This is a genomic window from Arthrobacter sp. AG258 (assembly GCF_004364695.1).
GTDB lineage: Bacteria > Actinomycetota > Actinomycetes > Actinomycetales > Micrococcaceae > Arthrobacter.
Map to the genome: position 1 here is coordinate 14,635 of NZ_SOBI01000013.1, position 19,021 is coordinate 33,655.

Here is a 19,021-nt window from a genome sequence, read left to right on the forward strand (position 1 = left end):
CGGCGTTGCGGTGGCGAAAGACTGCTGTGGTGAAGACCAGTAGCTGAAGCGTAGGGGGACAGTCCCGCCGCCAGCCAGAGGCGGGTGGGGCTGGAGGGGCTGTTGATACGGGATCGAGACACTACCCGGAGGTAGGTCACGGAGTGGTCGCGGCGGCCTGCGTTAACCTTGTAGTTGGCAGTTTTCCGGTCCACCCCCGCTGCCGCCCCCGCCACCCGAACCCAAGGAGAGTGCGTGCCCCGCTCCGCCAGGTCATCCGCTGATGCCATCAGCGCCCGGCTTCGGGACCTCGAACTCCTCACCAAGGGACCCGCCTGGGCGCTGACGCGTTCGGCGCCGTGGGTGATCGCGGTGCTGCAGGCTTCCTTCACCCGCACCCGGCCGCAGCTGCCCCTGGAGGAATTCCATGCCGACGTCGACTCGTTCCTTGAGGAGCTGCGGCGCCAGGAACCCGGGCTGGGCGGAGGGGCCAACGGAAAATCCTTCGGCGACGAGTGGACCCGGCGGCAGTTCCTGACCCGCCGCAACCAGTCAGGCCAGATCGTGTACGAGGTCACCGAACCGGCAGCGCGCGTGCTGGCCTTCCTGGACAGCCTCTCCAGCGAACGGTCCACGTTGAACGGTTCCCGGCTGGGCACCCTGCTGGGGGACGTGGAGAAGCTCGCCAACGAAACCAACCCGGACCAGAGTGCGCGCCTGGAGGCCCTGGAAGAGGAAATCGAGGAGCGGCAGCAGCTCATCGAGGACATCAGCATCGGCGAGTTCGACGGCCTCCTGGACGATGACGAGGCAGTGGAGGCCGCCGGGAACATCCTGGACCTGGCCGCCAGCCTGCCCGCGGACTACAAGAAGATGCGCGACAGGATCGAGGAACTGGTGGGCGGCCTGCGCAACCAGATCATTGAGGAGTCGCTGACCAAGGGCGCCACCATGGCGCAGGTGCTGGAGGCGGACAAACGGCTCCGCCAGAGCCCGGAGGGCCGGACGTTCCGGTCCTTCACCGCCTTCCTGGAGGACCCGCAGCAGCAGCTCCGGTTCCGGTCCGCCATCGGCGAAGTCCTGAGCCGCCAGTTCGCCGACGACCTCTCACCCGAGGACCGGGAGACCCTGAAAAACCTGGTGGCGGAGCTCCGGCAGCAGCACAGCCAGATCCAGCGCATCTACGGCAAGCTCAGCGAGAGCCTCAACACGTACGTCCAGAGTGACGATTTCCGCCAGTCGGTCCGGCTCCGGCAGGTGCTGCGGGAGGCGGAGCAGGCCATCCGGTCGCTGCCGTACGAGCGTGAACGCCCCGGCCTGGTGCCTGGCCCGGTCCTGTACAACGCGGGCTTCGAGTCGCTGTCCATGGTGAAGCTGTTCGATCCCGACGAGTTCGCGGCTCCGCCCCGCCTGGCCGATCCCATCGCCTTCACGGACTCGGACCGGGTGCGCTCGCCGAGGACCGGCAAAGCCAAGCCCGCGGTGGTCCGCGCGGCCATGGCGGGGGCTGCAACGCTCGCTGACGCCTGGCAGCAGTTGCCCCCCGGGGAGCAGCACATCAACACCATTCGCGCCCTCCTCTCCGAAGCCCTGCACCGGGGTGCCGACTTCAACCGCGGGGCCTGGGACGGCCTGGACTTCGAACAGATAGACGGTTCCACCCGCAGGGCCTACCTGCCCGTGGTCACGCTCGCAAAGGATTCAGATGACTGAGGAAATCACGACACCGCTGGACGAGCCGGTGGCTGAGCCGGTCGAAACCCCGGTGTCGTCGAGCCCCACCCCCGGAGTGGTCTCCCCCCGGGACACCTTCGTGGACGGCGCAGCCCTGTTCCCCGGCGATACCGGCGTGCTGCCGATGAAGGTGCGGCAGGCGCTGGTCAAGCTCCTCAAGGGCCCGTACATCGACGGCGGCCGTGACGAGAAGCTGTGGACGGTGCTGCTGGACAACCAGTTGATCCTGCGGAGCCGCCTCTCCGAGCTGTTCCTCACCCTGCAGCTGGACCATGAGCGGAAGATCGCCGTCCTCCGTCCCGTCGACCCGGAGGTCATCGGCGGCAGCACCCGGTCCAGCATCCTGCGCCAGCAGCGCGCGCTGAGCCGGGTTGAAACCATCGTCCTGCTCCGGCTCCGGCTGCTCCTGGACCGGCACGTCACCGCCCAGACGGACCCCACCATCACCCGGGAGGAGATCACGGACCTGGTGGCGCACTACCAGCCGGCGGGCCAGCAGGACGCCCTCCGCGATTCGGATGTGGTGACCCGTGCCATCACCAAGCTCCTGGCCCGCCAGCTCCTGCTCCCCACGGGCCTGGAGGATGTCTACACCATCTCCAACGCCCTGCCCTTGGCGCTGCCGTTCGAAAACATCGGCGACATCCCGGCCCACATCGAAGCGCTGGTGGCGGCGTCCGCGGACCAGTCAGGAACTGAACCGCTCCTGGATCTTGACGGTGACGCTGAGACAGGTGCCGAGGATGGAGCAGAGGACGACGCTGCCAATGGTGACGAGGCGTCAGAAACCACGAATGAGGTGACCAAGTGACCATCGCAAGCATGCTCCCGCTCGGGGACGTGACCAACCCGGGCCAGATGCGGCTTGCCTTGGTGCAGGTGGTCAACTGGGGGACGTTCCACGGCGCGCACACCATGCATGTGGACCGGAACGGCACCTTGCTGACGGGTAACTCCGGCGTGGGCAAGTCGACGTTGTTCGATGCCATGTTGCGGGTGTTCGATGCGCGGCCGCGGTCCAACGAGGCGGCGGCGCAGCGTTCCGGCGGTGCGGTGGAGGACAAGCGCACCACCTTCACCTATATGCGCGGCAAGGTGGGGGACAAGGCCGTGGGGGACGGCTCGGCGAGTGCGTTCCAGCGCCCGGGTGCCACCTGGTCCGCCGTCGCGCTGACGTTCGACAACGCCGCCGGCACCCGGGTGACGGTCTCGGCGCTGTTCGACCTGCCCAAGAACGGGACCGAGTCCAGCGTGGGCCGGTTCTACCTGATTGACAACGTGCCGCTGGACCTGGAAGCCGTGGAAGGCATCGCGGACAAGCGCTTCACCAAGGGCGCACTGGAAACGATCTTCCCGCACGCGCAGGTGTTCGATGTCCACAAGGCGTTCGCTGAACGGTTCCGCCGGCTGCTGGGAATCAGCTCGGACCAGGCGCTGCCTTTGCTGCGCGTCATCCAGGCAGGGAAGGGGCTGGGCGGCAGCGTCAACACGTTTTTCCGCGACCAGGTGCTGGATGCCCCTGCAACATTGGCCGCCGCGGATGACGTGGTGGAGGAGTTCAGCAACCTGATGTCCATCCGCCAGCGGCTGGAGGACGTCCGGCAGCAGCGCGACCAGCTGGCCCCGGTGCCGGGACTGAACCGTGAATACGCGCAGTCCCTGCTGGACGCGAACCGGCTGAGGGACCTTGTGGGGGAGGAGTTCGAGGCCTACAAGCAGAAGCTGGCGGTCGAGGTCCACCAGAAAACCCTGGTCCGGTTCCGTGAGCTGGCGCAGGCGAAGGCCAAGGAGCTCGGCGCCGAACGTGCGGTCCGTGACGGCCTGGCCAAGGAGCTTCGGCAGCTGGAGACCGATTACAACAACCAGGGCGGCAACGCCATCTCGGCGATCGAGCAGTCCCTGGAGAACGCCCGGGTGGGGCTGAAGCTTCGCCGCCAGGTGGAAGAGGCGGCCCAGCAGGCCTTGTCCGACGCCGGGCTGCAGCTTGAGTGGAGCGCGGCCGGCTGGGAGCAGGCGCACGAACAGGCGGCGGCGAGGTCGGCCGAGCTGAAGGACGATTCACAGGCCCTGCAGGAGCTCCGGTTCGAGGCGTTCGACGCCCATGCCACCCGCAAACGGGAGCTTGCGGCCGCCGAGCAGGAACTCCTGTCGCTGAAAACGCGCAAATCCCTCCTGCCGCCGTCGAGCATTGAAAACCGCGCCGCGATCGCCGCCGCCACGGGGATCCCGGAGGACCGGATGCCGTTCGCAGGCGAGCTCATGGACCTCGCCGAAGGCGAGGAGCGGTGGCGCCCGGCAGCGGAGCGGGCGCTCCGGAGCCTGGCCACCACCCTGCTGGTGCCGGGGGAGCACTTCGGTGCCGTGACCCGGTACCTCAACGACCATAACGTCCGCGGCGCGTTGCGGGCGGTGGACGTCTCCAAGCCGCTGGCAGGCGGCGCGCTCGCCGTGGAGGACGTGCGCGACGGCGACCTGCTGGCCAAGCTGGACATCCTCGCCGCCGGTGCGGTGGCCGAGGCCGGCGAATGGGTCCGCGAGCGGATCGCACTGGACTTTGCCTACCCGTGCGTCGAGGATCCGGACGAACTCGCAGCCCTGGAGAAGGGCCTGAGCCTGGGCGGCGTGGTCAAGCGGAACCGGCACACGGTGGAGAAGGACGACCGCTTCACCAGCCGCCAGGACTACGTGCTCGGTTTCGACAACGCCGCCAAGCTCGAACTCGTTGCCGGCCAGGTGGAGGACCTCCGGCAGGAAGTGGCCAAGGCCGCAGAACTGGCCCAGAGCCGCGAGGACTCGCACCAGGGCATGAGCCGCCAGCTCGATGCCCTGCGCCGCATCGCCGAGGACGACCGCCCGTGGGAACAAGTGTCCGCGGCTGTCGCGGCGGACGAGCTCGCCCGGATCGAGCAGCGGCTCAAGGATGCCCTGGCCGCCCAAGCGGACCTGGAACCGCTCCGCGCCACCATCGAGGAGGTCCGGCAGAAACACCAGTCCAGCACCGAGTCGGCAGCAGTCCTGCAAAGCGAATACAAGGCCCTGGACCGCCAGCTGACGGGCGCGGACGCGCTGCTCGAAGCCGCGCGCGTCCGCCTGGCCCAGGCACCGCCGTCGGACGCCACTGAGGCAGCGCTCGAACCGCACTTCGCGGAATTCGGCGACGTGACCGAAATGCATGAACTGGACAACCTGGCCAACCGGGTACGGACGGTCCTGCTGGGCGAACTGCACGCAGCCGAGTCGCGGGGACAGGCCACGGCCGAGCGCCTCACCCGCATCTTCGAGGGCTTCGTCCGGGAGTGGGGCAGCGCCATTTCTGCCGACCACGGAACCAGCATTGGCGCGGCCAGCGAGTTTGAGTCCCGCTACCACGCGATCGTGAATGACGGCCTGCCCGCGCAGGAGGCCGAGTTCCGGCAGTTCTTCAACCAGCGCACGCACGAGTCCTTCAGCACCCTGCTGCACCTGCTGGACGAGGAACGGCGCTCCATCACCAGCCGCATCCTCCCGCTGAACGGCATCCTGTCCCAGGTCAACTTCCATGAGGGCAGCTACCTGGAACTGGACATCAAACAGACGCTGCCGCCCACTGCCAAGCAGTTCAAGGACGCCATCCAGAACGCGCTGAAGGCACGGCACACCCGGCCCGCGAAGGCGGAGGCAGGCCGCTCAGACGGTTCCGGTCCGGACAGGGACGACGACGCCGAGCTCACCGCCCGCTACAAGTCCCTTGAGACGCTGGTCAAGCGGCTGGGGTCGCAGGCGCCGGAGGACCGGCGCTGGCGCGCCGAGGTCCTGGACGTCCGCGGCCACCTGTTCATCCAGTGCAAGGAACACCGCGAAGTCGCCGCCCCCACCTCGGGAAAGAAGGGCGGCAGCAGGAAGACAGAAGTGTTCATGCACGCCGACACCGGATCGATGTCCGGTGGCGAGCGGCAGCGGTTCACGGCGTTCATCATGGCCGCCGCCCTGAGCTACCAGCTGGGAATTGCCGAGCAGGGTTTCACCACCTACGGCACGGTGATGATGGACGAGGCCTTCGTGCTCGCGTCCGAGGAGTTCGCCGGAGCCGGGATCAAGGCGATGCACGAATTCGGGTTCCAGCTGCTGCTGGCTGCGCCCGAAAACGTGATCGACCTGTCCCGGCACCTGGGCTCCGTGACCGAAATCCTGCGTGACAAACGCACCAACCGTTCCGGCGTCCTGACCGCACCGGTCATCCGCCCCCGCCCGGGGAAAGAAGGCGCCTGGCGGTCCGAGGCGAACCCGGTGGATATCGTCCTGCGGTAACCGGCAGCACGTGGAGTGCGCCGGTTACCTGGACTGCACTGGTTACTTGGACTGAACCCTGGCCAGGAACTGGGCCGTGCGGTCCTGCAGCCCCTGGATTTGGCGCTGCACGACGACGGCGGGGTCCGGGTTGATCTCGTTGGCCGGCGGTTCCCTGCGGACGTTGCCGCAGCAGAGGAAGTCGGCGCAGATCAGGGTGCCGACGGTGTTGCCGTCGCGCCCCGACTGGCCCGAGCGCTTGGCGACCCAGAGCAGGACGTCCTCCTTGGAGAAGACGTCCCGGCAGAGTTCACACAACACGGAACGGTTCTTCCGGACGCCTCCCTCGGGGGCCCGGAGCATGATTCCGGTGAGGCCTTTCGGACCGGGGACCACCAGGTAACCGCGCAGCGGCATCTTTCCGTCCCGCCAGCCCAGGAACTCAAGGCTGTCCCAGTCGAGGGAATCGAAGTTTTTGGGCAGCGTCAGTTTCGCCGCTTCCGAGCGGCTGGCGTTGACGAAGGATGAGCGGATTTGCTGGGGCGTGACTGATTGCATGGCTGAACTTTCGTAGCAGTGGGCGGCCCGGATCCGGGCCAAGGGTAACAGGGGAGTCAGTCAGTCTCCGCGGAGCAGGCCAAAGCGGCCACCCCGCTCTCCATGGCAGCGGCGGCCGTGATAGCCCTCTGCATGCGCATTTCCTGTTGTCCTGTCCGATGTTCAGCGTTTGTTCAGCGTTCCGGGCGGCTTCGTCCGGCCCGGCAAGGCCATCCTGCCAAATTGGGAGCCAACTGTCCAAGGAACGGCACGTGGATGTGGCGTTGGTCACCCAGCCTGGATTAGGTGACAAAAATGTTGCGTAATGATGATTTACATAGGTTAGCCTTACATAAGTTTTCATCCGCCCCCTTGAAGGAGCCCCGTGACGTCCCCCCTTTTCCCTGGTCCCCTCCCCACCCGCCGGAGCCTCTTCTCCTCCACCGGTAAAGCGGCAGCCATCCTCGCCGCAGCTGCGCTCACGCTCTCTGGTTGCTCCACCGGCCCCGCCGCCTCCGTAACCGACGCCACCAGCGCCGGCGGCAGCACGGCGTTCCCGGTCACCATCGAGCACGTGTTCGGCAGCACCACCATCGAGAAGCAGCCCACCCGGGTGGCGACGGTCTCCTGGGTAAACGACGACGTCGCCATCGCCCTGGGCGTGGTGCCCGTCGGCGTCCCCAAGAACGAATGGGGCGGCAACAGCAAAGGCTCCACCCCGTGGAAGGACGCCGCCCTGGAACAACTGGGTGCCGGATTCGGTTCGGCCAAAGCGCCGGTCCAGTACTCCGAAGCCGACGGCATCAACTTCACCGAGATCGCCAAGCTCAGCCCCGACGTCATCCTCGCCGCCTACTCGGGCCTCACCGAGGAGGACTACAAGAAGCTCAGCGAGATCGCCCCCGTGGTGGCCCACCCCCAGGTGGCGTACGGAACCTCCTGGCAGGACTCAACCACCATCATCGGCAAAGCCCTGGGCAAGGAAGCGCAGGCAGCACAACTGGTGGCGGACACCGAAGCCACCGTCAAGGACAAGGTCGCCAAGTACCCGCAGATCGCCGGCAAGAGCTTCATCTACGGCAACCTCGAGCCCGCCAAGGGTGACGGCGTGAACGTCTACACGGCCAACGACAACCGTCCCCGGTTCCTCACCGAAATCGGCATGACCCTGGCACCGGTGGTGGCAGAGAACTCCAAGGGCTCCAAGGAGTTCTACATCCCGTGGTCCGCGGAAAAAGCCAACGAGCTGGCCTCGGACATCTTCGTCACCTGGGTCCCCGACGCCTCCACCACGGACGCCATCAAGGCCGACCCCCTGCTGGGCCAGATCCCCGCCATCAAAAACGGCGCCCTGGTGGCCGATTCGGACAACACCCTGACCCTTTCCATCTCGGCATCCTCGCCGCTGAGCCTGCCGTGGTCCCTGGACACCTTCCTGCCGCAGCTCGCCGGCGCAGCGGATGCAGTGAAGTAGGTCCAGCGCCATGAGTACGACGACGGCACGTCCCGCGGCGGACGCCGGCACCCGGGTGCCGGCCCGGGCGTCGGCCGCTCCCCTCCGCGGCAACGCCCCGGAAAGGAAGCGCACCGCCTGGCTGGCTGCCGCCGTCGTCGTGCTGGTACTCATGGCCGGGGCATCGCTGGCGGTGGGTGCCCGGGATGTTCCACTCGGCACGGTGTGGCAGGCGCTGGCAGCGTTCGATCCCGCGAACGGGGACCATGCCGTGGTCCAGGCGCGGATTCCGCGGACTCTCCTTGGCCTGCTGGCCGGCGGCGCCCTGGGGCTGGCCGGCGCGGCCATGCAAGGAGTTGCCCGCAACCCGCTGGCCGATCCCGGCATCATCGGCGTCAACGCCGGTGCAGCCCTGGCGGTGGTGACCGGCATCTACGTCTTCGGCGTAACCGGCTTTTCCGGATACATCTGGTTCGCCTTCATCGGCGCCGCAACCGCCGCCGTCCTGGTGTATCTCATCGCATCGCTGGGCCGGGAAGGCGCCACGCCGGTCAAGCTCGCGCTTGCGGGGGCTGCCCTGAGCGCCGGGCTCTCCTCCCTCATGAACGTCATCCTGGTCTCCAGCCAGGACACCCTGGACAGGTTCCGGTTCTGGCAGGTCGGCGGAATCGCCGGCAGGGACTGGTCCGTGCTGCTTCCCGGCCTGCCCTTTTTGGCCGCAGGCGCACTCATTGTGCTGTTGAGCGGCAGGATCCTCAACAGCCTGGCCCTGGGCGACGACACCGCCCGCGGGCTTGGACAGCGTGTTGGCGCCGCCCGTGCCGTGACCGCACTGGGAATCGTCCTGCTGTGCGGTACGGCCACGGCTTTGGCGGGACCCATCGGCTTCGTCGGCCTGGTGGTGCCGCACGCCGTCCGTTTCCTCACCGGTCCGGACTACCGCTGGATCCTTCCCTTCTCCCTGGTGGCCGCTCCGGCGCTGCTGCTCGCGGCAGACATCATCGGGCGCGTGGTGCTGCTACCCGGCGAGGTCCCGGCCGGCATCATGACCGCCCTCGTCGGCGCCCCGGTCTTCGTCTGGCTGATCCGCCGCGGGAAGGGAGCCGGGCTGTGAGGGTCCACCGGACTGCCGTGCTGGCCTCCGCCGTAGTGGTGATGTTCTTCGTGTCCGTCCTGCTGGGCAGCTACACGGTCACCGTCCCCGACTTCTTCACCATCGTCGCCAACCATCTCACCGGCGGCCCGAAGATTCCGGGCGCCAGCTTCATCGTGATGGAGAACAAGCTTCCGCATGCCGTGGTTGGAACCATGATCGGAGTTGCGTTCGGACTGGCCGGCGCCCTCTTCCAGACCATGCTCCGGAACCCGCTGGCCAGCCCCGATGTCATAGGCATCAGCTCCGGGGCCAGCGCGGCGGCCGTTGTTGCCATCGTTGTTTTCGGCGCATCCGGTGCCACGGTGTCCGGGGCGGCGCTGGCCGGTGCGCTCGCCGTGGCCGTCCTGATCCATGCGATCTCCAGCGGCAGGAACCGCGGGCCCGGCCGGGGAAACGCAGCCGGGAACCGCCTCGTCCTGGCCGGTGTAGGCATCGCCGCCGCCCTGCAGGCAGTGGTGAGTTTCCTGATGACCCGCGCCGATATCCGGACCGCCGCCGACGCCCTGGTCTGGCTGAACGGCTCCCTGAACTCCGCCAACTGGGACCGGGCCGGCGTCCTGTTCCTGGCGCTCGCGGTGCTGGTTCCCGCCGTCGTGTTCCTTGCCGGGCCGCTGCGGATCCTGGAACTGGGCGACGACGCCGCCGCCGGACTGGGACTCCGCGTCGCCGGCACCCGCCTGGCCCTCGTGGTCATTGCGGTATCGCTCGCGGCGGTGGCGACGGCGGCGGCCGGGCCGGTCGCATTCGTCGCCTTCCTGGCCGGACCCATCGCCCGCCGCTTCACCGGCAAACCCGGCCTGCCGGCGTCGGCCCTGGTGGGTGCCCTGATTGTCCTCGCGGCGGACTACTTCGCCGCCAACCTCGCCCCGCTGCTGCTGGACGGCACCGTCCTGCCGGTGGGAGTGGTCACCGGCGCGCTCGGCGCCCCGTTCCTGCTGTGGCTCCTGGTCACAGCCAACAGAAAGGACGCCTGACGTGCCCGTCCTGGAAGCACACGGCCTGACACTGCAATACGACCAACGCCGCGTGGTGGACCGGCTCAGCATCCGGATCCCCGAAGGCAGGGTCACCATGATCGTCGGTGCGAACGCCTGCGGAAAGTCCACCCTGCTGCGCGGCCTGTCCCGGCTCCTCAAACCGGCGGCCGGGGCCGTGACCCTGGACGGCAAGGACATCCACGCCCGCCCGGCCCGCGAACTGGCCCGCACCCTTGGCCTGCTTCCCCAGCATCCCGCCGCCCCGGACGGAATCACCGTCCGGGACCTGGTGGGCCGTGGCCGCTACCCGCACCAAGGCCTGTTCCGCAGCTGGAGCGGCAACGATGAAGCAGCCGTGCAGCGCGCGCTGGAAGCCACCGGGACGCTGGACCTGGCCGGGCGCGAGGTGGACGAACTCTCCGGCGGCCAGCGCCAGCGCGCCTGGATTGCCATGGCGCTGGCGCAGGAAACGGAGGTGCTGCTGCTGGACGAACCCACCACGTACCTCGACCTGGCGCACCAGGTGGAAGTCCTGGACCTGGTCACGGACCTGAACCGCACACGGGGCACCACGGTGGCCATCGTCCTGCACGACCTCAACCTCGCCGCACGCTACGCAGACCACATCATCGCCATGAAGGAGGGCGACGTATCGGCCGCCGGCACCCCCGCCGACGTGGTGACCGAACACCTGGTCCGCGACGTCTTCGGCCTCGAAAGCCGCGTCATCCCCGACCCCGTCTCCGGGACCCCGCTCATCATTCCCATCGGCCGCCACCACGCCACCGCCAACGAACTGGAGCCCGTCGCATGAAGACCCGCGAAACCGCCGCCACCCAGCCGATGAGCCTGGCCTTCGGGGTCAGCGTCACCTCGGTCCGCGACCTCAGTCCCAACTTCCGCAGGATCACCTTCGGCGGGTACTCGCTGCGAGGGTTCGGCGTCCACGGCGACACCCTTGACCTCCGGATCAAACTGCTGATCCCCTCGCTCGCCGCCGACGGCACCCAACTGCCGCTCCCGGCCTTCAACACCAGCCGGTCGGGCTGGTACCGGGACTGGCTTGCCATGGACCCGGCCGTCCGCGGCGCCATGAGGACCTATACCGTCCGGGAGGCCAGGCTGGACGCGGTGTACCCGGAGATCGACGTTGATTTCGCCCTGCATGGCAATCACCGCGGGCTGCCCATGGACGCCCCCGGCCCGGCTGCGAACTGGGCCGTGAACGCCAAACCGGGCGATTCCCTGACCATCATCGGCCCCAACAACCGCGCAGCGCACTGCGTCACCGCGGAAACCTACTCCGGCATCGAATGGCGGCCCGGGCTTGCCCAGCGCATCCTGCTCGCCGGCGACGAGACCGCCGTTCCCGCGATCTCCGCGATCCTGGAAACCCTTCCCCCCTACATGAGCGGTCACGCGTTCCTCGAGGTCCAAGAGGCTGGGGACTTCCTGGAGCTCAGCTCGCCGGCCGATATCGAGATCACCTGGCTGGCCCGCGGTGCCGCCATCGGCAGGTCCAGGCCGCACGGCCAGTTGCTGCAGGAGGCAGTGCGCCAGGCCGTCCCCGTGCCGGGCTGGGTGGGCATCACCGCGGACGGCGGCGGCGCGGGGCCGGAGCCCGAAGACGTCAACGTCGACGTGGACATCCTTTGGGAAACGCCCGCCCGGATGGAGGCCGCCGCCGTCACCGCCTCCAGGAATCCGAGCCTGCCCGCCGGTGCCCTGCCCTTCTACGCCTGGATCGCCGGCGAAGCGGCCGCCATCCGGGACCTGCGCCGGTACCTGGTCCGCGAGGTAGGCATCGACCGCAAGCAGGTGGCGTTCATGGGGTACTGGCGGCAGGGCAAAGCCGAGGGCTGAGTCTTCCTGCGCCTGGGTGCGCCGGCGACACTATTTCGCCGTCGCTTAGACACCTTCCTTCGCTCCATTCGGCCGCGGGCGGCCTCTCTCCGCTCCGGTCGGCGATGCGCTCCTACGCGAAACAGCGTCGCCGGCTTAGAGCCTCTCCGTCACCCAAGCTTTACCTCGGCTTTCCCTGCGCTTACTTTGTTGTGGCTAGGTTGGCGTGGTGCCTGAATCCTTGCTTCCTGACTCGGGGCGGCGGGTGTTTGTTGCCCTGGGGGACTCTTTCACCGAAGGGGTGGGGGACCGGGATGAGCGGCTGCCCAACGGGGTGCGGGGCTGGGCCGACCGGGTGGCCGAGAAACTGGCCAAAGCGCAGCCCGGCTGGAAGTACGCCAACCTGGCCATCAGGAGCAAGCGGCTCAGGCACATCATCGACGAACAATTGGAGCCCGCCCTGCGCATGCGGCCCACGCTGATCACGCTCTACGCCGGCGGCAACGACATCCTGGACCTGAAGACGGACATGGGCGCGCTGATGGCGGACTACGAGCAATTCGTCGCCGCACTCGCAGGGACCGGGGCTACCGTGGTCCTCTTCACCGGGTTCGACGTCAAGGTTTCGGCGCTGCTCGAGCCGCTGAAGAAGCGCAATGCCTACTACAACCAGCGGGTCCGGGAGATCGCCGCGAAGCAAGGGGCCCTGTTGGTGGATTACTGGTGCCTGGACGCCTTCCATGACCGGAGGATGTGGGACTCGGACCGGCTCCACATGTCCAAGGCCGGGCACAAATACCTTGCCGGGCAGGTGCTGGACCAGTTGGGCGTACCGCACAAGATCAAGCGCAAGGACTGGGAACCGGCCGCCCGGCTCAGCGTGCGCGAATGGGAGCAGCAGCAGCGGCGCTGGGTCCACGACTGGGTCCTGCCGCTGTTCGGCCGCAAGCTCCGCGGCGTCACGCTGGGGGATACGCTCACCCCGCGCTGGCCGGAGCCGGTGAAGGTCCCGCGCAAAGGGCTGAAGAAGCTTGCGGCGGAAACGCCCGACGACGGCGCCGTGCCTTAGCTGGTCTGGGCGGGCGGGGTGTCCAGCAGGTTTTCATACCCCGGCGCCACCCGGCCGGCATGGAACTCCAGCACCTCGAAATCGGCCACCCCGTTGGAGTAGAACGGGTCCTGCGCCAGGCTGGCGTCGAGGGTGGCGCGGTCCGCCTGCGACAGCAACAATCCTCCGGTACGCGGAATCTTGCGGCCCGCGGCGATGAACACGCCGTCGTCGAAGGCCTTTTGTAGCCAGGCGATGTGGGCGTCGTTATGGAAGTCGACGATCTCCTGGGGCACGCGGTAGGTGAGGGAGACAACATACATGGGCCAAGCCTACCGGCGCCGCAACAGGCTACTTGAAAGATCAATCGTAGAATGGGCTCATGACCGAACCCCGATGGCTCAACGCAGACGAACGCCGTGCCTGGCTGGCGCTGGTGAGCATCAACACGTTGCTGCCTGCGGCGCTTGATACCAGGCTGCACGGCGCGGGGAAGTTGTCCCTTTTCGACTACACCGTCCTGGCCATGCTCTCCGAAGCCGAGGACCGGTTCCTGCCCATGAGTGAGCTGGCCGCCCGCAGCAGCGCTTCCCTGTCCCGCCTCTCCCATGTGGTGACGAAGCTCCAAAAACGGGGCTGGGTGGAGCGCCGGCCGCACCCCCACGATGCGCGGGTCACGACGGCGCACCTCACCGAGGAAGGCATGGCGACCATTGTGGGGCTGGCACCCCGCCACGTTGAGGATGTCCGGGACCTGTTCCTCGATGCCCTGACCGAACAGGACGTCCTGGACCTGGCGCGGATCGGCGAAAAAGTTGTCGGACGGCTGGACACTGACCACTGGATCCTGCGCGAAACCAAGGGCTGAGCCGCCGATTGGTTGCTTCCGGCAACGGATGGCAAACTTACCGCATGGATTTCACTTCCCGGTTCGTGGCCCTGGGCGATTCTTTCACTGAAGGCGTTGGCGACGACGACCCCGCCCGCCCCAATGGCGTGCGCGGCTGGGCCGACCGCCTGGCCGAACAACTGTGCGCCGCCGATCCCGGCTTCGGCTACGCCAACCTGGCCATCCGCGGCAGGAAGCTCCGCCAGATCCTTGCCGAGCAGGTGGACGCCGCCGTGGAACTCAAGCCCACACTGGTGAGTATTTACGCAGGTGCCAATGACATCCTCCGGCCACGCGTGGACATCGACGAACTTCTGGTGGAGTACAACGACGCCGTCGGCCGGCTGGCCGCTACCGGCGCCACCGTGGTGATGTTCACCGGCTTCGATGCCCGGGGGTCAAAGGTCTTCGGCACCATGCGCGGCCGGACGGCTATCTATAACGAGCTGGTCCGCGGCATCGCGGGGGACCACGGTGCGCTGTTGGTGGATTACTGGCGCTTCAGCGAGTACTACGACTGGGGCATGTGGGCCCACGACCGGATGCACATGTCCGCTGCGGGCCACGCCAACATGGCCAAGCGTGTGCTCGAAGTCCTCAAATATGACCACTCCATCGACATCCCGCCCATGACGCCGGTCCCCGAACTCAGCGGCAGGGAGGCGCTCCGCGCCAACGCACAATGGTTCCGGGAATATGCGGCCCCGTGGGTGGTCCGCCGGGTCACCGGCAGGTCGTCCGGGGACAACCTCCGGCCCAAGTACGCCCAGCTCACGCGTCTTTGACCCCGCAGTGTCCGGCCGCCGTCCTCAGGCGTGCCGGAACGCCGGAGTAGCCAGCATCGAGCCGTCGGCGCGGATCGCCAATACGGCAACATCCCAGGAGTCCGCGGCCAGGTTCAGCATCGGCATTCCGCCGGAAACGATTGCCGTGGCCAGCACATCGGCGGTAACGATGTCCGCCGCGGCCGCGGTGACCTGGACGAATTCCGTCCCACCGCCCAGCCGCCAGATGTGCTCGCCCCGCTCGGCGGAACCTGACGTTGCAAGGGCTGCGTGCTGGCCGCCCGCCCCAAGCGCATACCCGGTGATCAGCGTGCGGCGGTCCGCCGGATCCACAATCCCGGCCTTCCACGGCTCCGTGCTGCCGGGCCGGGGCGAGCCGCTCACCAGGACGTCGCCGCCGGCGTTGAGGCACCAGTCGCGCCGGCCCAGGGCCAGGAGCGAGGTCCCGGCCTCGCGGATCGCGTGGCCTTTGACGATGCCGGAAAGATCAAGGACGCCGTCCGGCCTCTCGGGGGTAAAAGCGCCTTCCGTGCGCAGCCGCCAATCGTGCGCTTCCGCGTACCGTTCCCGCATTTGCGCAGAGGCCGTCCGCAGCGTCAGTTCCCCGCGGGCCAGCCGGCTGGCTTCGGAGTCCGGGCGGTACAGGCTGAAGGTTTCGTCGAGTTCCCGGAAAAGGCGTTCGACGACGGCGGTGGCGGCGGCGAGCTCATCAAGCCGAGGCTGCCCTTCCGCGGCCATTCCGACGGGCATGGTCAGGCTGATGACCGTACCCATGCACTCGAAGGTGCGGGCTTTCAGGGCCGGGGTGCCGGTTTGCGCCGGCAACGGGCTAGAGGTGCGCTGCATCGATCGCTGCCTGGAGTGAGGTGAGGTAGGCGTTGCTGGTGACGGTGGCGCCGCTGATGGTCTTGATGCCGGCCGACTGGGCAGCCAGCGCCTCGCTGCGGAGCAGGGGTGCCGCACGGTTGCTGATCTGGACCGACTTGCCGTCGGTGTTGGTCAGCTGGAGGGCCGTGACATCCGTGATCTTGCCGTTCGCCACCGTGATCTGGACCTGCACGGGGCCGAACCTGGTCTGCACCGCGGTGCCCTTGTAGGTGCCGGAGGCGGTGGAACCCGACGAACCGGACGAGCTCGAGGAGCCGGTCGTCCCCGACGTGCCGGACGAGCCTGTTGTGCCGGAGGAACCCGAAGCGGTGGAGGAACCCGTCCCGGATGCGCCGGTGCCGGTGGCGCCCGTGGTGCCTGTTGCCGTCGTGCCTGTAGCGACGGTGCTGATGCCTGATACCTGCGTGCCGGCCTGCCAGCCCGCCAGGAGAATCCCGGCGGAGGCAAAGGCGGCAGCGGCGAGTCCGCGTATTTTCACCAGTCAAACCTTTCGTGATGGATCTGGTCCTCGCGGACGCCGGCCTTCGCGGCGTCCGCTATGACGTTGGCCGCCCAGGTGGCCGGTCCGCAGACGTAGACGTCTGCGTCCTTGATGTCCGGGACGTAGGAGGTGAGGCTGTAGCCGTTGCGCACGGCGCCCTCGGGGAGCCAGGTGGAGCGGCCATGGGACCGCGGCCCGGTGAGGTGGAAGAGCCTGACCCCGCGTTCCTGGCAGAGCTCCAGGATTTCGCCGCTGAGATAGAGTTCCTGCTCCGTGTGGCCGCGGAGCAGGACGCTCGCCTCCCCGGGGCCGAACGGCGTGGTTTCCAGCAGCGCGCGCAGCGGAGTGATGCCGATGCCGGCACCGATCATGACCACTTTGTTCTTGGTGCGGGCAGCGGTGCTGAGCAGGCCGTACGGTCCCTCCAGCGCCACTTTGGTTCCCTTGCGGAGCCGGAGGAGACCGGCCGATCCGTCGCCCAGGTTGCGGACGGTGATCCGCATGGTTCCCTGGCCGTCGGGTCCAGTGAAAACGGGCTCGGCAGAGAGGCTGAACGGGTGCGGATGCCACCACATTCCCGGGGCCAGGAACCGCCAGATGAAGAAGCGTCCGCCGGTCCCCGCCAGCTGGTCCAGCTGCCGGCCGCGCATGACGATGTTCACGACGCCGGGCGCCACGGACTCGACCTTGGCCACAGTGAGCTGGTGCCTGAGGGTGGCCAGTACCGGTTCCAGGATGCGGAAGTACACCAGTGCCGTTCCGGTGGAGATGCAGATGGCCAGCCAATACCAGCGCTGCCAGGTCCCCGCGGCGAACAGCCCGCCCACGCTGAACTGGTGCGGGATTGAGGTGGCGACGGCGGCATACGTCAGCAGGTGCACCACGTACCAGAACTCGTACGGGAAGCGGCGCCGGACGGCCACCAGGGACGTCACCACGACGGCGATAAACAGGGCCATGGAGACGAACGCCAGCCACATATCGGGGACCTGCATCCAGAGGTTGACGGACTCGGTGACAGGGTCGAGCCCCTCCGCCATGCCGTACCCGATGGCGATCAGGACGCCGTGGGCCAACAGCAGGTAGAGGGAGGGCTTGCCCAGCTTGCCGTGGAATTCCAGGGCGCGGTCGTGGCCGATGGTCCGGTCAATGAAGGGGATCCTTGCGGCCAGGAGCAGCATGAGCAGGACAAGGTCCATACCCGCCAGTCCGGCCACGATCCCGCCCGCGGTGAACAGCCCCGCGGGGGATGTGATGTTCGAAGCCCCGCCGTCCGCCAGCCAGAGGGCAATGGCCGCGGCAACGGAGGCCCAGGCAATCACGGTCAGGAGGTCGGTGCGGAGCATGCGCTGCTTGTGCTGGCCGGCGAACCGGTCGCGGACGGGCCGTGGTGTGGACAAGGAAGGGCGCTCCGGACGGCCGGAGCTGCTTGCGGCCGGTGTTGTCGGCAGGAGCTGCGTGGTCATGCCTCCAAGATTGCTGTGGGAAGCTATGTCCCTGCTGTGAAAAGGGGGAACAAGCTGCTGTGACCTTTCGGTCCCGCTGCCGCCCTTATACACCCGATTGGTCTTTAATTGCGTCAACTCGTAGACTTGGTAGGCGCTAAGTGCGCGGAGCGTGCGCAATTGCTCCGGTTGCCCGGTAATTTTCTCCAGGGCGGCCGGTAGTTAGGGGCTCAAGTTGCGTGACTAACCGTTGCCCTTCTTCACTTTTGGGTCGCCCTTAGCAGCATGGTCCAGCAGCAGATATGCGGATCATTACTTTCAATTCTTGAGGAGAAGTCATGGCAGCACACTGCCAAGTGACCGGAGCCGAGCCGGGCTTTGGGCACAGCATTTCGCACTCGCACCGCCGCAACAAGCGTCGGTTCGATCCGAACATTCAGAAGAAGCGCTACTGGGTTCCGTCCCTGCGCCGTAACGTCACGCTGCAGGTTTCTGCACGTGGCATCAAGACCATCGACGTGCGCGGCATCGACGCAGTCGTCGCCGACATTCTGGCTCGTGGGGTGAAGCTCTAGTGGCTAAGGACAAGGACGTACGTCCGATCATCAAGCTCAAGTCGACCGCGGGCACGGGTTACACCTACGTAACCCGCAAGAACCGTCGTAACGATCCTGACCGCATGGTCCTGAAGAAGTACGACCCCAAGATCCGCCAGCACGTCGAATTCCGAGAGGAGCGCTAAACATGGCTAAGAAGTCCAAGATTGCTCGCAACGAGCAGCGCAAGGTCATCGTTGAGCGTTACGCTGCGAAGCGCCTCGAGCTGAAGAAGACCCTGGTTGACGAAAACGCAACCGACGAAGCACGCGAAGCAGCCCGCCTGGGCCTGCAGAAGCTGCCCCGCAACGCGTCCCCGATCCGTCTGCGCAACCGCGACATCATCGACGGCCGTCCCCGCGGTACCTTCCAGAAGTTCGGTATCTCGCGTGTTCGCTTCCGCGACATGGCTCACCGCGGTGAGCTCCCGGGCATCACCAAGTCTTCCTGGTAATCCAGCACTGCTGATACCAGCTGCTTGAGAAGGGCCGGCAACCATGTGGTTGCCGGCCCTTCTGCGTTTAACCCACGCCGCGGGTGGTGGTTGAGCATGTGTGCGCCCTGTGCGGCAGCACACACGGCGGGATGACGACGGCGGGAGGCGGCCTGGGTGCCAGTTGGCCCGTTTCGCCGCGGAATTCCGGGGATGTACTCCGCTGGGAGGGCCGGTTTGCGGTGACGCCGGTGGGCGTGTATTGTTTTCTAAGTCGCCGCGGGGGAGACAGTGAAGAACTGATCACCGGGCGGCCACAAACCCCAAATCAAAGCCAAAATCTGGTTGCTCTTCAGGGCGCTGGAAATCGGTGGGGCTGGTCTTCACTTCGATTCAGATCCTGACTGATGGATTTGTGTTGGGGTGGGGGATCGGGTAAGTTTGGAAAGTTGCTCCGGAGCGATCTGCGACTGGTTTTTGGTTGTGGTGGTGCCGGGTGTGTCTGTTGTTTG

At 67.2% G+C, this 19,021-nt stretch carries 19 protein-coding genes; 14 read left to right on the forward strand and 5 right to left on the reverse strand.

Features of this window, described 5'->3' with window-relative positions:
- Positions 1 to 234: 234 nt before the first annotated feature.
- Genes DFO47_RS20335 through DFO47_RS20345 form a run of 3 tightly spaced genes read left to right on the forward strand, consistent with a single transcriptional unit; the run spans position 235 to position 6,000 of the window.
- Entirely contained in the window at positions 235 to 1,692 is a 1,458-nt protein-coding gene (locus DFO47_RS20335) for a DUF3375 family protein (protein WP_133832829.1), read from the forward strand.
- Positions 1,685 to 2,524 carry a DUF4194 domain-containing protein gene (locus DFO47_RS20340; protein ID WP_018763929.1) on the forward strand — a complete coding sequence of 280 codons (840 nt, stop codon included), beginning with the start codon at positions 1,685 to 1,687 and terminating at the stop codon, positions 2,522 to 2,524. Before DFO47_RS20335 ends, DFO47_RS20340 begins: the two co-directional genes overlap by 8 nt.
- Positions 2,521 to 6,000: an ATP-binding protein gene (locus DFO47_RS20345; protein WP_133832830.1), complete on the forward strand. Its 3,480-nt coding sequence runs from the start codon at positions 2,521 to 2,523 to the stop codon at positions 5,998 to 6,000. The genes DFO47_RS20340 and DFO47_RS20345 overlap by 4 nt, the downstream gene beginning before the upstream one ends.
- 42 nt (positions 6,001 to 6,042) lie before the next feature.
- Here the strand turns inward: DFO47_RS20345 and DFO47_RS20350 are convergent, their stop codons facing one another.
- Positions 6,043 to 6,537 (reverse strand): FBP domain-containing protein, encoded by a 495-nt coding sequence (locus tag DFO47_RS20350; RefSeq protein WP_026265190.1) that lies wholly within the window; start codon positions 6,535 to 6,537, stop codon positions 6,043 to 6,045.
- 364 nt (positions 6,538 to 6,901) lie between these two features.
- Here DFO47_RS20350 and DFO47_RS20355 point away from each other — a divergent pair, with 364 nt between their 5' ends.
- The 6 genes from DFO47_RS20355 (at position 6,902) to DFO47_RS20380 (ending at position 13,013) form a co-directional block, all read left to right on the forward strand.
- Positions 6,902 to 7,990 carry an iron-siderophore ABC transporter substrate-binding protein gene (locus DFO47_RS20355; RefSeq protein ID WP_133832831.1) on the forward strand — a complete coding sequence of 363 codons (1,089 nt, stop codon included), beginning with the start codon at positions 6,902 to 6,904 and terminating at the stop codon, positions 7,988 to 7,990.
- A 10-nt stretch (positions 7,991 to 8,000) separates the two neighbouring features.
- Positions 8,001 to 9,083: an iron ABC transporter permease gene (locus DFO47_RS20360; protein ID WP_133832832.1), complete on the forward strand. Its 1,083-nt coding sequence runs from the start codon at positions 8,001 to 8,003 to the stop codon at positions 9,081 to 9,083.
- A 41-nt stretch (positions 9,084 to 9,124) separates the two neighbouring features.
- A complete protein-coding gene (locus DFO47_RS20365; RefSeq protein WP_243835577.1) occupies positions 9,125 to 10,099 on the forward strand; it encodes an iron chelate uptake ABC transporter family permease subunit in 975 nt (324 codons plus the stop codon).
- A 1-nt stretch (position 10,100) separates the two neighbouring features.
- Entirely contained in the window at positions 10,101 to 10,916 is an 816-nt protein-coding gene (locus DFO47_RS20370) for an ABC transporter ATP-binding protein (RefSeq protein ID WP_133832834.1), read from the forward strand.
- Positions 10,913 to 11,965 carry a siderophore-interacting protein gene (locus tag DFO47_RS20375; protein WP_133832835.1) on the forward strand — a complete coding sequence of 351 codons (1,053 nt, stop codon included), beginning with the start codon at positions 10,913 to 10,915 and terminating at the stop codon, positions 11,963 to 11,965. Before DFO47_RS20370 ends, DFO47_RS20375 begins: the two co-directional genes overlap by 4 nt.
- Positions 11,966 to 12,170: 205 nt before the next feature.
- Positions 12,171 to 13,013, forward strand: coding sequence for an SGNH/GDSL hydrolase family protein (locus DFO47_RS20380; protein ID WP_133832836.1), 843 nt, complete (start codon positions 12,171 to 12,173; stop codon positions 13,011 to 13,013).
- On the opposite strand, the gene DFO47_RS20385 is transcribed toward DFO47_RS20380, so the two are convergent.
- Entirely contained in the window at positions 13,010 to 13,315 is a 306-nt protein-coding gene (locus DFO47_RS20385; RefSeq protein WP_018763938.1) for a YciI family protein, read from the reverse strand. The genes DFO47_RS20380 and DFO47_RS20385 overlap by 4 nt on opposite strands.
- Before the next feature lie 59 nt (positions 13,316 to 13,374).
- Between DFO47_RS20385 and DFO47_RS20390 the strand changes: the two genes are divergently transcribed.
- The gene (locus DFO47_RS20390; protein WP_018763939.1) at positions 13,375 to 13,860 is read left to right on the forward strand and encodes a MarR family transcriptional regulator; all 486 of its coding nucleotides are present in this window, start codon (positions 13,375 to 13,377) and stop codon (positions 13,858 to 13,860) included.
- A 44-nt stretch (positions 13,861 to 13,904) separates the two neighbouring features.
- Positions 13,905 to 14,666: an SGNH/GDSL hydrolase family protein gene (locus DFO47_RS20395; RefSeq protein ID WP_133832837.1), complete on the forward strand. Its 762-nt coding sequence runs from the start codon at positions 13,905 to 13,907 to the stop codon at positions 14,664 to 14,666.
- A gap of 24 nt (positions 14,667 to 14,690) precedes the next feature.
- Here DFO47_RS20395 and DFO47_RS20400 read toward each other — a convergent pair whose 3' ends face one another.
- From DFO47_RS20400 to DFO47_RS20410, 3 genes are read right to left on the reverse strand one after another with little or no spacing between them, the layout of a single operon-like run.
- On the reverse strand, positions 14,691 to 15,440 hold the full coding sequence (locus DFO47_RS20400) for an FAD:protein FMN transferase (RefSeq protein ID WP_133832841.1): 750 nt from the start codon (positions 15,438 to 15,440) through the stop codon (positions 14,691 to 14,693).
- Between the two features lie 55 nt (positions 15,441 to 15,495).
- Positions 15,496 to 16,032, reverse strand: coding sequence for an FMN-binding protein (locus DFO47_RS20405; protein ID WP_133832838.1), 537 nt, complete (start codon positions 16,030 to 16,032; stop codon positions 15,496 to 15,498).
- Positions 16,029 to 17,501, reverse strand: a complete 1,473-nt coding sequence (locus tag DFO47_RS20410) for a ferredoxin reductase family protein (protein ID WP_133832839.1) — start codon at positions 17,499 to 17,501, stop codon at positions 16,029 to 16,031. Before DFO47_RS20410 ends, DFO47_RS20405 begins: the two co-directional genes overlap by 4 nt.
- 317 nt (positions 17,502 to 17,818) lie before the next feature.
- On the opposite strand from DFO47_RS20410, the gene rpmB reads away from it, so the two are divergent.
- The 3 genes from rpmB to rpsN are packed head-to-tail and all read left to right on the forward strand — an operon-like array spanning position 17,819 to position 18,530.
- Complete coding sequence (gene rpmB / locus DFO47_RS20415; protein WP_018763944.1) at positions 17,819 to 18,055, forward strand: 50S ribosomal protein L28; 237 nt, start codon at positions 17,819 to 17,821, stop codon at positions 18,053 to 18,055.
- A complete protein-coding gene (gene rpmG, locus DFO47_RS20420) occupies positions 18,055 to 18,222 on the forward strand; it encodes a 50S ribosomal protein L33 (RefSeq protein ID WP_013602737.1) in 168 nt (55 codons plus the stop codon). The genes rpmB and rpmG overlap by 1 nt, the downstream gene beginning before the upstream one ends.
- Positions 18,223 to 18,224: 2 nt before the next feature.
- Complete coding sequence (gene rpsN, locus DFO47_RS20425) at positions 18,225 to 18,530, forward strand: 30S ribosomal protein S14 (RefSeq protein ID WP_015938870.1); 306 nt, start codon at positions 18,225 to 18,227, stop codon at positions 18,528 to 18,530.
- Positions 18,531 to 19,021 lie beyond the last annotated feature (491 nt).